This window comes from Cytophagaceae bacterium ABcell3, assembly GCA_030913385.1.
Classification (GTDB): domain Bacteria; phylum Bacteroidota; class Bacteroidia; order Cytophagales; family Cytophagaceae; genus ABcell3.
In genome coordinates this window covers 1,569,542-1,583,485 of record CP133159.1, presented here as the reverse complement: position 1 = coordinate 1,583,485, position 13,944 = coordinate 1,569,542, and the positions used below count along the sequence as shown (strand labels likewise).

10 protein-coding genes are annotated in these 13,944 nt (G+C 41.3%); 2 read left to right on the top strand and 8 right to left on the bottom strand.

Features of this window, described 5'->3' with window-relative positions; translation table 11 throughout:
- Positions 1–67: 67 nt before the first annotated feature.
- From RCC89_06585 to RCC89_06550, 8 genes are all read right to left on the bottom strand, one after another.
- A complete protein-coding gene (locus RCC89_06585) occupies positions 68–1,273 on the bottom strand; it encodes a PLP-dependent aspartate aminotransferase family protein (protein ID WMJ72828.1) in 1,206 nt (401 codons plus the stop codon).
- An 800-nt stretch (positions 1,274–2,073) separates the two neighbouring features.
- Positions 2,074–2,799: an SDR family NAD(P)-dependent oxidoreductase gene (locus RCC89_06580; protein ID WMJ72827.1), complete on the bottom strand. Its 726-nt coding sequence runs from the start codon at positions 2,797–2,799 to the stop codon at positions 2,074–2,076.
- Between the two features lie 84 nt (positions 2,800–2,883).
- Entirely contained in the window at positions 2,884–3,696 is an 813-nt protein-coding gene (locus tag RCC89_06575; GenBank protein WMJ72826.1) for an ABC transporter ATP-binding protein, read from the bottom strand.
- Positions 3,697–3,730: 34 nt separating this feature from the next.
- Positions 3,731–4,588 carry an ABC transporter ATP-binding protein gene (locus RCC89_06570; protein ID WMJ72825.1) on the bottom strand — a complete coding sequence of 286 codons (858 nt, stop codon included), beginning with the start codon at positions 4,586–4,588 and terminating at the stop codon, positions 3,731–3,733.
- 260 nt (positions 4,589–4,848) lie between these two features.
- The gene (locus RCC89_06565) at positions 4,849–5,862 is read right to left on the bottom strand and encodes an ABC transporter permease (GenBank protein WMJ72824.1); all 1,014 of its coding nucleotides are present in this window, start codon (positions 5,860–5,862) and stop codon (positions 4,849–4,851) included.
- 17 nt (positions 5,863–5,879) lie between these two features.
- Positions 5,880–7,277, bottom strand: coding sequence for a CmpA/NrtA family ABC transporter substrate-binding protein (locus RCC89_06560; GenBank protein WMJ72823.1), 1,398 nt, complete (start codon positions 7,275–7,277; stop codon positions 5,880–5,882).
- Between the two features lie 740 nt (positions 7,278–8,017).
- Positions 8,018–9,694: a gliding motility-associated C-terminal domain-containing protein gene (locus tag RCC89_06555; GenBank protein WMJ72822.1), complete on the bottom strand. Its 1,677-nt coding sequence runs from the start codon at positions 9,692–9,694 to the stop codon at positions 8,018–8,020.
- The gene (locus tag RCC89_06550; protein ID WMJ72821.1) at positions 9,651–10,901 is read right to left on the bottom strand and encodes a hypothetical protein; all 1,251 of its coding nucleotides are present in this window, start codon (positions 10,899–10,901) and stop codon (positions 9,651–9,653) included. The genes RCC89_06555 and RCC89_06550 overlap by 44 nt, the downstream gene beginning before the upstream one ends.
- A 614-nt stretch (positions 10,902–11,515) precedes the next feature.
- Between RCC89_06550 and RCC89_06545 the strand changes: the two genes are divergently transcribed.
- Together RCC89_06545 and RCC89_06540 are read left to right on the top strand one after the other, a co-directional pair.
- Positions 11,516–12,928 carry a hypothetical protein gene (locus tag RCC89_06545; GenBank protein WMJ72820.1) on the top strand — a complete coding sequence of 471 codons (1,413 nt, stop codon included), beginning with the start codon at positions 11,516–11,518 and terminating at the stop codon, positions 12,926–12,928.
- 384 nt (positions 12,929–13,312) lie between these two features.
- Complete coding sequence (locus tag RCC89_06540; GenBank protein ID WMJ72819.1) at positions 13,313–13,930, top strand: hypothetical protein; 618 nt, start codon at positions 13,313–13,315, stop codon at positions 13,928–13,930.
- The last annotated feature ends 14 nt before the right edge of the window (positions 13,931–13,944 follow it).

Sequence of the window (13,944 nt, the reverse complement as noted above, 5' to 3'; positions counted from 1 at the left end):
AAGAGGCTGTCCACGGGGCAGCCTTTTTTATTTCCTCACCCAAATACAGGCATTAGCATAATCCAAGTTACATTTTGATTTTTTGCAAAGCTTGCGCTAAATCTTCAATGAGCAAGTCAGGGTTTTCTAGGCCAACATACACCCGAACCAGGTTAAACTTCTCCATGTTCATGTCCCTTTCTTCGAAAGTAGCACATGCAGGAAAAATTAAGGACTCGTAGCCTCCCCATGAACAAGCGAGTGCAAACCGCTTCAAGGTATTACAAAACAGTTCTACATCATCAACAGTGCTAGCCTTAAGTGCAATGGTAAATAAACCAGGACATTTTTTCATCTGTTTCTTTGCTAAGTCGTACTGAGGATGGGTCGGTAAGAAAGGGTACCTGACGCTTTCCACTGCTTTGTGTTGTTGCAAAAAAGCAGTAACCTTTGCTGCTGAATCAGCAATACGGTCCATTCGCACTTCCAATGTCCGCAAACCCCGGAGCAGCAGCCAGGCATTGAACGGCGAAATTACACCTCCTAGTGTCATATATTCAGAAGCAAAAATCTTCCGCATCATGTCACTCCTACCACATATCACACCACCCATAGCATCACTATGCCCACCTATATATTTTGTTGCAGAATGCACCACTATGTCTACCCCCATTTTTATAGGGTTTTGAAAAAGAGGGCCAGCGTAGCTATTATCCAAAATTGTAGTAATATTATGTTCCTTAGCCAACAAGGATACCTGCGCTATATCTTGAAGGACAAAAGTGTAAGAATTAGGAGACTCCAAAAAGATCACTTTGGTTTCAGGCCTAATAGCTTCTTTAAAATTACTTATATCGGTACCGTCAACCATAGTCACCGTTATACCAAAGCGTGGAAGAAAAGCAGTTAGAAATTTATTGGTCCAACTGTAAGGTGCATAAACAGAAATGATATGATCGCCATGTTGGAGATTGCTCAAAACAGCAACCGAAATGGCAGCACTCCCACTTGCCAGTACCAAGGCATCCTCAGCTCCTTCAAGAGCGGCCATTTTCTTCCTCACCATCTCCACGACAGGATTATTCCCACGGGTGTAAAAGTGGGTATCATACTCTGTAAGCTGGGCCTGACGCATTTCTGCGACCGTTTTAAAAGAGAAGTTAGAGGTTTGTACTATCGGCGGCGCTACAGCATTGAAGTAATGCTCGTTCTCTTCACCCAATTGGAATAATATCTGCGACAAGTCCATAGGAACTAAGTTTGATCCATATGAGGTGTATACGAAAAAAAACATTGTCATGATGGGACTATTCGATGATTATTACAACTCATAATAACCTGTCATTCCGAGGAACGAGGAATCTGTCAGAGGCTGGCACCAAAGCATAAAAAGAACAAAAGATAGATAACTAGCATACTAAACCAGCAATCTCATCGTCAGGCTTGATATTTCGCACCCTAAAAATCAAGCAACACAGCTTAACGCAAACAGATTGTCGCGGCATTATTTCATAGAAACTTAAGTCTTTAAAATCAAAACCAAGAACTTTACCCACCGCTACCAGGCGCCTTGCAATGACGGTTAAACTCTGGTTTTCTGCTGCTTATAATCAATGATTTAACACTGACGCTGTCAGGTCCAAAGGACGCTGACAGGTAAACAACACTTTTTTCATAAGAAACTTAAGTCTTTAAAATAAAAATCAAGAACTTTATCCACCGCTACCAGGCGCCTTGCAATGACGGTTAAACTCTGGTTTTCTGCTAACTATAATTATTGATTATAATAAAGTCAACTATTAAACCAAACTACTACCCTTACCCAACCACGTCCTTGCGAGGAGACACGACGAAGCAATCTCATCGTCAGGTTATTAAACACTTACGCTGTCAGGTCCAAGGGACGCTGACAGGTAAACAACACTTTTTTTATAAAAACTAAAGACTTACGTTTTAACCCAAGAACTTTACCCAACGCTACCTGGCGCCTCGCAATGACGGTTAAATTGTGGTTTTCTGCTGTTTATAACAAATCATTACTATACAAAAACCTGCCTTATTTACCCCCATTACCCTACAAATGCTTCCTCTCCTTTACAGCTCTCTAACAGAAACTAAAGGCTTTTGGACTTTATCTTCTTCATCTAGCAACTGAAGGAGTTGACTTGCTACTTTTTCAGGGGACACCAGCATGTTTTCCTTTTTGTATTCGATAAATTCATCTATTCTGGAAAAGTCTTCTTTATTGACTGTCCTGATTTCTGACTGCATATCGGTGTCTAGTATACCTGGAGAAACTGCATAGTGCCTGATATCAAATTTATGAAACTTAGACTCTTTGGCGCCTACTTGAGCAAGCATATCCAAGCCTGCTTTTGAGGAACAGTAGGCACTCCATCCGTCCACTGGCTGTTTGGCGGCTCCGGTACTTATATTGATTATTGTCTTATGCACGGGGAGGTCTCGGTACGCTTTAATAAACTCATTGACCAGGATCGCTGGGGAAGTAAGGTTTACATTGATTGCCCTCTGCATGTTCTCACTTTCTATACTCCCAAGATACCCCACTTGCCCGAGTGTTCCTGCATTGTTGATCAGGACAATTTTTTCTAAGCCTTCCTCTGTTTCAAAAATTTCAGGTGCTGTTTTCAATATTAAATCTGAGTCAGCAAGATCAAGCGTTATGTGGCTGTAATGATCATGCATAATCCCTTGCTTTCGGGAGATCCCTGTTACCCTCGATTGTGGGTTATCCAATAACTCAAGGGCCATTGCCTTTCCCAAACCACGACTAGCGCCTGTAATAAAATAGCGGACCATATTTTTTTCCTTTTTTATTTAAAAAGAAGTGATCCGCACCAATTGTTTACGCAGAGAAGGTTTTAAATTCCTTTGGCAAATTCATCAATGGCCTTCCAAGAAACTGATAAGATGTTCTCTTAAAACATAGTAGTCAGGGTGCTCCAGAACAGCTTTTTTCTCACGAGGTCTTGGCAAATGCACGTTTAGCTCGTCTCCTACCTTGGCATAAGGGCCGCCGGTCATCATAATAACCCGGTCCGAAAGGAAAATGGCTTCATCCACATCGTGGGTAACCATAATAGCTGTTATCTTTTCCTTGAGCCAAACCTCCATAAGCACCTCTTGAAGTTCGGCACGTGTAAGGCTGTCCAACATCCCAAATGGCTCGTCCAGTAAAAGTATCTTGGGCTTTAAAGCAAAAGCCCGTGCAATACCTACCCTTTGCTGCATTCCATTAGACATCTCGGATGCTTTTTTATTGAAAGAATCCCCTAAGCCTACTTTGTCTAGGTAGTATTTACAGATATCCTCCCTTTGCTTTTTGGTTGCATGAGGAAACACCTGCCTGACACCGAGCATTACATTTTCCAATGCAGACATCCATGGAAATAAACTTGGCGACTGAAAAACCACAGCACGGTCAGGACCGGGACCATCTATATGTTTTCCATCAAGGACGATTCCACCTTTGGATATGTCGTTAAGCCCTGCGATCATAGAAAGCACCGTAGATTTACCGCAACCCGAATGCCCTATAATAGAGATAAACTCCCCTTGCTTGATCTTCATGTTAAAGCCTTCCAATACTACAAAAGGCCCTTTAGGTGTTGGATAAACCTTAGATAGGTCTATGCAGTTCAACATTACCTTGTCAGACTTTACCGTCTTTTTATTTACTATTGATTCTGTTATCATGATGTCTTTAGCTTGGAAATTTTACAAAAAAATATCAAGAAAAGGAGAAAACTTTACTTCCCACCCTTAAGTCGATAGGTTCTAAATCAGGGAGTTCATATTTGCCTTTGCTGGCCTTTCCACTTTCGGCACCGGCATCTAACAAGTATTTGGTAACTTCATTCCTGATCCGTATGAAATCAGGATTACTGTTCATAGCCACTTTGTCCCTTGGCCGCTCTATATTGATATCAAAGGCTGGCCCTAGTTTGGCATTTGGCCCAGGGTTCAAAGGGATGATCCTGTCTGACAAAAGAATTCCTTCGTCCACATCGTTGGTAATCATTACAATGGTCTTCTTTTCTGCCTCCCTGATATGGTCAATTTCTTTTTGGATAGACCCTCTAGTCAAGGCATCTAAGGCGCTAAGCGGCTCGTCCATCAGTAGAATCTGAGGTTGCATGGCCAATGCCCTGGCTACAGACACCCTTTGCCGCATACCTCCTGAAAGCTCGGCAGGGTATTTATTGATCGCATGGGAAAGGTTTACCATTTCCATGTATTTTTCCAGGTGAGACCTATACTGAGATTTGCTCCAGTCCGGGAATACTTCCTTTACAGCCATCAGCACATTTTCACCAGAAGTCAGCCAAGGCAACAAAGAGTAGTTTTGGAAAACCACCCCACGGTCTGGGCCGGGGCCTTCGATAGGTTTGCCATTGAGAAGCACCTGACCCCTGTCGGGCATGAGCAATCCATTGATGAGATTGATAAGCGTAGTTTTTCCACTTCCTGTGAACCCTACTATAGATACAAACTCCCCTTCCTCTACATGAAGGTTGATGTTTTCCAATACCTCAACCCGGTTTGATCCTGTACCGTACCCTTTATATACATTTAGTAGTTGCAGCATGATTATTAGTTTTTAAGGTTTGAACCCAACATTACACCAAGGTTTCTAGCTGACCTATTCCATTAAGACACTTGCCCTCATGTTTTTTAGTCTGCGAAAACTGTTGACCTGAAGGGTGATTGAACCTGAAATATGCATTAGAACTTTCTATTGCATAATCTAGGTTAAAAATCGACTAGTCCCCTCCTCTAGCCGATTTTAAGCTGGATTATCCGACATTCCCTCATACCTGGCGGTTCAATCCACTTTTTTTAAAATGATTATGATACTTGCTTAAAGCTAACAAGCTTCTGAAGCATAACCATGACCCTGTCTAAAGCAAAGCCAACAATTCCTACAGTAAACACTGCCACCATAATCCTGGCAAGCGACTGACTGCTTCCGTTTTGAAACTCATCCCAAACGAACTTTCCAAGACCTGGGTTCTGGGCCAACATTTCAGCAGCAATAAGCACCATCCACCCCACACCAAGCGAGATCCTAAGACCTGCAAAAATCAAAGGCATAGAAGCAGGCAGTACGATTTTGAACGTTTTGCGCAGTGGACTTAATTTTAAAACCTTGGCCACATTCAGGTAATCCTTATCAATAGAGGCTACACCCAGCGCCGTATTGATCAATCCTGGCCATAAAGAACAAAGCGATACGGTAATAGCTGAAATGATGAAAGATTTGGCAAACCAGCCATCATTACTAACATAAAGCGCACTCACAATCATGGTCACAATAGGCAGCCAAGCCAAAGGAGAAACAGGCTTGAATACCTGAATAAGTGGGTTAAAGGCAGCCATCACGTTTCGGCTCATTCCACAAATGAGACCGAGAGGAATAGCAATACAAGAAGCAATGGTAAACCCTGCAAACACAGTCAAAAGACTGGTCCAGATCTGGTCGAGATAAGTAGGCTTACCCGCATAGTCCCTTACTTTAATCTGGGCATTGGGATTACTTGCCAAAATAGCTTGGTTCCGCGCCGCCTGTCTTTCATTAAAAGATGCTTTTTTTGCCCTTTCTGCCAAATGATCAGCATACAAACCTTGAGCAGCCGCATAGACTTCTATAGGTCCTGGCACTTTTCCAAGGCTGGTATCTATTTTAGAAGCGCCATACCCCCAAAGCAAAAGGAAAATAAAAATGGAAACTACCGGGATACCCAGCCCACGCCAAATGCTCATTAACTGTTCTTTGTTGACCTCTCCTGTAAAGATTTTAAAGAAAGGCACACTCCAACCAAAACCAGAGATTGTAAGTGTTTGAATAAATTTCTCTTTCATAATTCAAAATTTGATTTTTAAAGAACTTCATCTTTAAGCCCTACCTCAAGTTTATTCAAATATGCATTAGGTTGCTTTCCGTCATATAGGATACCATCGATAAATTCATCCGTTGGTGCCCTGTAACCATCTGTTTCAGGAAGTTCTGATGGCGTCAGGTGACCGTCTTCAACCAATGCCTGGGCTGCTTTTCTCCATACATCAGGCAGGTATACGCTTTTCGCCGTTTCCTTATACCAGTCATCCGTTTGAGCTTCGCCTATCTGTCCCCATCTTCTCATCTGGGTCAAGTACCAAATACAGTCACTATAAAATGGATAAGTAGCATCATATTTGTAAAATACATTGAAATCAGGCAGTGGTCTTTTGTCGCCTTTTTCATACTCATAAGTACCGGTCATACTTGCAGCGATTACCTCATAGTCTGCCCCTACGTATTCAGATTGAGATAAAATTCTTACCGCCTCTTCCCTATTAGCGCCATCGTTAGCATCTAGCCATTTGGCCGCTCTGATCAGTGCTTTAGTCACCGCTATCATCGTATTTGGGTGTTCGTCTGCCCATTTCTTGGTCACACCAAACACCTTTTCAGGATTATTTTTCCATATTTCATAGTCTGTCACCACCGGAACGCCAATACCTTTGACCACAGCTTGCTGGTTCCATGGTTCCCCTACACAATATCCGTCTATAGTACCAGATTCAAGCGTAGCAGGCATTTGTGGTGGTGGAGTCACAGAAAGTAATACATCCGCATTGGTAGTACCTGTAACATCATTTTCTGTATAAAGTCCTGGGTGAATTCCTGCGGCTGCCAACCAGTAGCGAAGTTCGTAGTTATGCGTTGACACCGGAAAAACCATACCCATCTTAAACTTCTTACCTTTATCATCATATTCCTCTAACACAGGGAGCAAAGCGTCTGCCTTAATTGGATGCACTGGTTTACCGTCTTCCATAGGCAGGTTTTTCTTCATTAGCTCCCACACTTCATTAGAAACCGTAATACCATTTCCGTTTAAGTCCATACTAAAAGGTGTAACCACATCTGCTTTGGTACCAAAGCCAATAGATGCCGCTATAGGTTGACCGGCCAGCATGTGCGCACCATCCAATTCGCCAGAAATAACCCGATCCAAAAGCACTTTCCAGTTCGCCTGTGCTTCCAGCGTCACATATAAGCCTTCATCTTCAAAAAAACCTTTTTCTTTAGCAATTGCCAACGGCACCATATCCGTAAGCTTGATAAAACCAAACTTCAACTCATCTTTTTCAAGTTCTAATAAGGTTTCAGGAATATCAGCGGTTCCTGTATACACATTTTCAGTTTCCGATCCGCCCCCACAACCGTTGAGCATCAGGGTTATTAAAAATAGAGGCAAAAGATTTCTGATGTTGTACATAATTACTTTCATTTAGAGATTGTTACCTTTTATAAATTAAGTTCTATGACAATTGCGAGCGTTATAACTTCGTGCAATTACGTATCAAACATAATAAGTATTTTACACATTTACTAAGTATTTATACTTAATATTCTAAAAAATCTTAATTTTCTTTCTTAAGTGCTATAAAATATCCTTTTCATATAAAACTAGAACCAATCAAGGACTAAACATGCGCTGAATCAATAAAAAACAGGCGATACGATTTACTAAACGACAATTAAGAACTGAAGTAATTAGGCAGAAGGATGCATAATAAGCAATTACATGTGTTACGTATAAATACGCAAAATCCCAAAAATATACGTAAAAAAAGACGAGACTAAGGAAAGGCGCACATAGTATACCAACAAACGGTGCCTTACTTAAAGGTTTCGTTGGCTTCGGGGCAAATATTGACTTTTGGGAAAATTTCAATATTAATATTACCCCCACTTACCGGCATTCTTTTGGTTACCTATTTTCAGAAAGTAACGTGAAGCTAAATTCTTGTGGAGTTATGCTTGGCTTAACTTATAAAATGAATTAATGAATATTGGTGGACCTAAATATTAACAACACCAGCTAATGCAGACGACCCTGCAAGCTAGAAGATCGACAGAGTGCACCTCTCACAGTTTTATTCCGCTACAAGCAAGACACACTAATCGGTAAAGTAAGGCCATATTAGAGGTAATGGGGAAAAACTTTATGACTGAAGTGGTTTTGCCTTACCTCAAAAGATGGATCCACCCCTTATGGTAGGTGTTTCCCTTCTTTAACTGATAATAATAAACGCCATCGCTGAGTCCTTTACCATCCCAATTGTTTTTATAGTCTCTGTCTGAAAATACTCTTTTCCCGTGCCGGTTGTAAATATTTATTTCCCAACCTCCATATTGGGCGCACTCAAAATAGAAATAATCGTTTCTCTGGTCACCATTGGGTGTGATCAGGTTGGGGATGTCGTCTGCCTCACAGCACTCTTCAAGTTGAACCCGGTGCGATTCTCTTAAACTTCCACACCTGTTTGAAGCTTCTACAAAATATTCACCCGAATGCACAACCGTTCTAATGCTGTCAGCGCTGCCATTGTCCCATATAAAGTCAAAATCCCCTGCTACTTTTAGCAGAACCGTATCACCTAAACAACCTTCTTGCACACCTGTTATTTCCAGTTCCGGGAAAAATTCTAAAAACACCTCAAAGGTATCATTAGCTGAACCACAAAGATTTTCCCTAAATACATGGAAAACCTCTGGCTGTTCTGTTGTAAAAGTGGGATGTGTGCTGCCGTCGCTCCATTGGAGCGACACACCTTCCTGGGCGAGATCCACTTCCTGAAACTCCCCCTCGCAAATAAAAAATTGCTTTTGTTCAGGCTGAAAGGGGGGCTCAATGATTGATAGGAATATGCTGTCTGAACGTGTGCAATATCCCTTGTTAACCTGGACATGGTGTAATCCCTCGTCAAATGCAGCATATTCAGGAGCTTCGGATGAATCCTGCCAGAGATACGCTGCTTCTGGACTATAGACGTTCAGCCACAAAGTGTCCCCTTGACAGAGGGTGGTATCAAGGCCGAGATTGACTTCCGGAGCATCATAAAAGGCGACCGTTAAGGAGTCGGCAATTTGACATCCACCTAAAAGTATGTCCACACGGATTTGTTCAGGAGATACAACGCTGTAAGACGGCTCAGTGGATCCGTCGTGCCAGTGGTACTCCGCGCCTTCCTGGGAAACATCAAGCACAAGCGTATCGCCAGTGCACAAAGAGGTATCTGTCCCAAGATCTGCCACAGGCATGGCTGGGGTAACACCCAGGTACATGGAGTCCCTGACAGAACAAGGACCCAGGGTAACAGCTGCATAATGGTTACCCGCTTCTGAAAGATATGTCTGCGCAATGGTGTCACCGTTGCTCCAATAATAGGTCGCTTCAGGAAGAAGTGGCAATTCCAAGGGATACGGAAGGTCATCAAAACAGATTAAGGTATCTGGCCCCAAGTCGACGGTATGATTCTGCTGAAAATGAACAGCTATACCTTGACGTCCTTGATAGCACCCGTTAGAGGTTTCATACACAATGGTATCATTGACCGTAATCTCGTGATATTCATTTTCTACGGATTCACTGAAACCATATAGCGTTTCGGGATCACAGGACTGAAAACGAAATGTATCTCCGGAACAAAGTGTCGTATCGTTTACAATACTATCGAGAGGTCCCCTGATGCGCACATTGCTTCCATAGGTTTTACTTTCCCCATTGGCATAATGAAGCGTACACCGGACATAATGGTCTCCGGCTGAAGAAAAGGTATAAGCAGGATTTAAACTATTTACTGTTTCTGATCCCGGATCATCGAAATCCCAATCTGCACTGACCACTGTAGTATCTGTCAAGGTAAAAATGGTTTCCTCTCCAAGGCAGGTATTCTGGAAGGAAAAAGCCGGTTGGAGATAAGACGATATAAATCCTGGATAGGTAAAAGAAAAAAAAAAGCCAAGACTTTTCCTCAAATTCAACATGGCACAATATGCCTTCTCGGTTAGGATCGTGTATCACTCCCATTGAACTATTCACCAAACCCTCAAAGAAATAAATCTTTCCGTTTTGTGCGAGCTGTAGTCGAGTGAAATATGATGAAGGGCAGGGTTTTACCTGCGTCCTTTGAATATCAGATGTGTCGGTATGGCTTATATTTACCTGATAAATACCTGCACCAAGGCTATAATACAATAGTTTAGAATCTGGCGAAAATTCTGCATCATAAATCACTTCTCCACTATTTAATATGTTTTCCAACATTCTTCCATTGCTTACTTCACCAGTTTCGGAATTAAAATCAAATAGATATATAAATTGTGCCCAACTATATTCTGCGGAGACTAGTATCGCTAATTTCTTCTGATCTGGTGACACTTTGTAGTTCAACTCGCCTCTACCTTCCCACCAGTCAGGGAATTCAAAAGTAAAGGAACTGGTTATTGCGTTTTCATCAATGCCACTACCTGTTATTTTGCGTGACTTGAAAAGCGCTTCCGCCTTATCATAGTAAAAAAACCAGAAGTGCTCTCCATCTGAATGCTTGACGATGGTAAACCCTGGAGTGGGATATCCGGAAAAAATATTGGTATTTTCTATCACTTCTCCATAACCTCCATTTTTTCTCATATCAACCACTGAATAATCAAGTTTGGTATTCCGAAGAACGGAACGCCTATAAAGCGAAAAAATGTAGAAAAGATTTTGGGTACCAGGTACAGGGATCGTCAGGCTTTGATAAATACGACTCAAACTGTCGGTTTCCTGGAGTCCCGGCATTAAGCGGTGGTCGCGGGTATATGTTCTGCTGATTGTATAGAACAAAAGATTCCCTTCCCTGTCTGACATAGAGGAACTAGTTAAATTTGGTTCATAAAAAATAGGTGAATCGTCGTTTCTGATATTGATTTCCTCTTCTAGAGTATTACCGTTAAAACTAAACTTTACATGATACAGCTCCTCGTTGTCGGCATAGAGAGGCATTATCCAGTTTGCCGTCTCATTTTGGGCAGAGGATGTTGAAGCAAAAAATATTAAAAAAAGTACTCCTATAAAAAATGGCATGACAGACAGTGTTAAGGCCTTCGGTTCCGAAACGTTAACAGGCAGGTTTTATTTTCTCACGGTTTACAACATGGCTCCCATGAGTGGAAAAGGGCACACGCTAAGTATTGTCAGAAAGTAACGTGAAGCTAAATTCTTTTGGAGTTATGCTTGGCTTGACTTACAAAATGAATTAACAATATTGGCAGACCTAAATATAAACAACACCAGCTAATTTTGCAGACGACCCTGCCAGCTAGAAGACCAGCAGAGTACACCTCTCACAATTTTATCCCGCTATAAGCAAGACACACTAATCGGCAAAGCAAGGCCATATTGGAGGTAATGCGGAAAAAGCTTTATAGCTGAAGTGGTTTTGCCGCTTATAATCTATTTCACAAGAATGGAAAAACAGTAAAACATTTGCCTTGCGGCAATTTCTCCATTTTTACATATTTCACCACCCACATATCGACGATTATACAACACCTTCCCACCTTTGTAAAGCCAAAACCTTACTTTGTAAAACAGCCACAAATCAAGTCAATCATTTTGATTTACTTTGACTTATAAAACCGCATGCAATGCTCATGCGATCTAAATAAATATTTTTTTAAAACTTTTTAAAAAAAACTATGAAAAAAACACTCAATCTGGCCCTCTGGCTATTTTTAGCATTTGCAATTTTTACAACATCCTGCAGAAAAAAGGAAAAAGACAACCTCCCAGGAGGCGGAGGAGATACCGAAACAGTGGGTGTCCAAGATAAAGGAAAATCCATTGAAGAGCTAGCTGAACAATATTTCAGCGAACATAAAGACGAAAGCAAATACGCAGAAAAACTAATATCTGTAGCCAATGATTTCTTTGTACATAACAAAAAAACAGAGGAGTTTGGCAAAAAGAAACCTTGCCACATACAACCTATATATGCATATGGTATAGATGGTGTAGCCTACTATGAAATATGGCTTACCGAAGACGATCAAAACGTTAAAGGTTGGTTGCTTATCAGTGCCACCGAAAATGATTTCCCTTTAGTCAATTTCTCTCAAGGCGTCCCTTATTCTTCAAGACTTATAACAGAGCACGCTGTGGATGGCAAGGTATATAGGTTTGGCCCAAGTTATTTTGCATTGGAAAAAAATGGCCAGAAAACTGCCGAATACGGACAGATGCCTTCTATTGTTTACAATACAAAAGATGGGAGGCTTGGGGTAGAAGGTAGCAGTAAAGATAGAAAGAGCGAAGTACCAGCCCCTAAAGAGGGAGTAGATTATTTCACAGTAAAAGGCTACGAATCCCTGAAGGAACTATATGGAAAATACTATTTTTCGGAAGGCAGAAAGAGTACTGCAAAAACAATGAATGCTGAATTGACCAAAAGAAAATCCAGTTCAGCAAATGCGAGGATTGCAAGCGATTATGTCTATTATTGGGTAGATGGGCCATTCTGCTATTATACCCAAATACCACCCAATACAGGTCACAATACATATCCCTGCTGGTCTGGGTGCAACAACAATGCTTGGGCTAGCCTATTTGGCTGGTGGGATTTAAATAAAGGGAAACACAACCTTATACCTACGACTTCTGATGGCGAAACGAGCCCACAATATCGTAACACTTTAGCTAGACAAAACTCTGTTGACCCCGTACAAATGAAAATCAGGGAATTATGTGGAACATATTGCCAACATTCGTCAAAAGGAGTGGGCGGAAGTACAAATTGGTCAAGCATGCATAGAGGCACCCTTTATGCAGAAAGTCTTGGATATGAATGCGAGAGCCAATACCAGTGGTGTTGGTTTTCAGGATGTAGGTCACATCTTGCAAATGTACTTACCCGTGGGATAGCCAACAATGGCACTCCGGTGATTGTTGGCGCCAACTCCCATATGTATGTAGGATGGGGATATGCCCAAATGCCTGGTAACACAAGCGCTACTTGGGCCTATTGCTATCCAGCCTGGAAAGAAAACCATGACGATGATCTTTGGATTCCATGGCAAGATTTCAATGCAACGACAAATTTAACTATAAAGTAAATTAACTGCATAATTAGGGGAAATGGGTTTAACTCCCGTTTCTCCTTATTATAGACCCCCTAAAAACATATCTTGGTAGAAAAGCCCCTTGTCTTTAGCCTTCCTATACAGAACATATTACCTGCCGACCTAAGCTTCTCTGTGGCCATGTGAATGAAAGCAATCAATGTACCATCATGGAACCTACCATCATTACATCAAATCCCGGCCTCTAGCTTTGGTAATGGCATCAGGTATCTGCACATATTACCCAATTCGATGTCCATAGGGGATAAAAAATATAAAGCATAATGTTTTCCGTATTTTCAGGTCTTTAACTAACTTAGCGCATCAACCAAGTTAAAACCTACGTTTTAACCCCTAACCGTTTCACAATACAGAAAAATGAAGGTTTTACGACTAAGCTTAATTCTTGCTATCACTCTTACGCAAGCTTGTAAGACATTGAAAACTACCAGCGGAAATAAGCAAACTAACAGCATTGCATTAACTATTTTCCAAAGTGGCAAGGAAACTCCTGTTAAAAACTACTCAGAAACCATAGAAATCTATAAAAAAGAGTTCTCACTTAGGTTTTTCAATAAGAAATATGACTCCGAAAACAAAAAGTTTTATTCTGCCCAGATAGCCGCATTTATGGAGAAAGCTGAATTCGACAAGATTAAAGAAGGGATGCTGACATCAGATTTACCTTGTTTTGAGCCAGGTTCAGGAATGGCTCCTTATAGAAGCGGAAAATATGAATCATTGATTTTCAATAACAATGGAAGTCATTACGCATTTTACGAGAATTCCGAAAGTAAAAGACTCAACCTATTGGAGGACTCGGGGGAATACCCAAAACTTGAATTCGAAATAAACTCCTTGTTCTATGACAACAATGAAGTTAATATGACAGACACCGAGTTAGAAGAATTCTACATTGCTTTCTTCATTGACAAAGACCTTAACGGGAAAATTGACAAAGGTGAGTTATACAAACTGACAGTTAGGGTAAAGTAAACAGATAGTCAACA

Excerpts from the sequence above, each read along its gene's own strand:
- RCC89_06540 (WMJ72819.1), top strand. The coding sequence starts at position 13,313 with ATGAAGGTTTTACGACTAAGCTTAATTCTTGCTATCACTCTTACGCAA.
- RCC89_06560 (WMJ72823.1), bottom strand. The coding sequence starts at position 7,277 with ATGAAAGTAATTATGTACAACATCAGAAATCTTTTGCCTCTATTTTTA.
- RCC89_06585 (WMJ72828.1), bottom strand. The coding sequence starts at position 1,273 with ATGTTTTTTTTCGTATACACCTCATATGGATCAAACTTAGTTCCTATG.
- RCC89_06565 (WMJ72824.1), bottom strand. The coding sequence starts at position 5,862 with ATGAAAGAGAAATTTATTCAAACACTTACAATCTCTGGTTTTGGTTGG.
- RCC89_06545 (WMJ72820.1), top strand. The coding sequence starts at position 11,516 with ATGAAAAAAACACTCAATCTGGCCCTCTGGCTATTTTTAGCATTTGCA.
- RCC89_06580 (WMJ72827.1), bottom strand. The coding sequence starts at position 2,799 with ATGGTCCGCTATTTTATTACAGGCGCTAGTCGTGGTTTGGGAAAGGCA.
- RCC89_06575 (WMJ72826.1), bottom strand. The coding sequence starts at position 3,696 with ATGATAACAGAATCAATAGTAAATAAAAAGACGGTAAAGTCTGACAAG.
- RCC89_06570 (WMJ72825.1), bottom strand. The coding sequence starts at position 4,588 with ATGCTGCAACTACTAAATGTATATAAAGGGTACGGTACAGGATCAAAC.
- RCC89_06550 (WMJ72821.1), bottom strand. The coding sequence starts at position 10,901 with ATGCCATTTTTTATAGGAGTACTTTTTTTAATATTTTTTGCTTCAACA.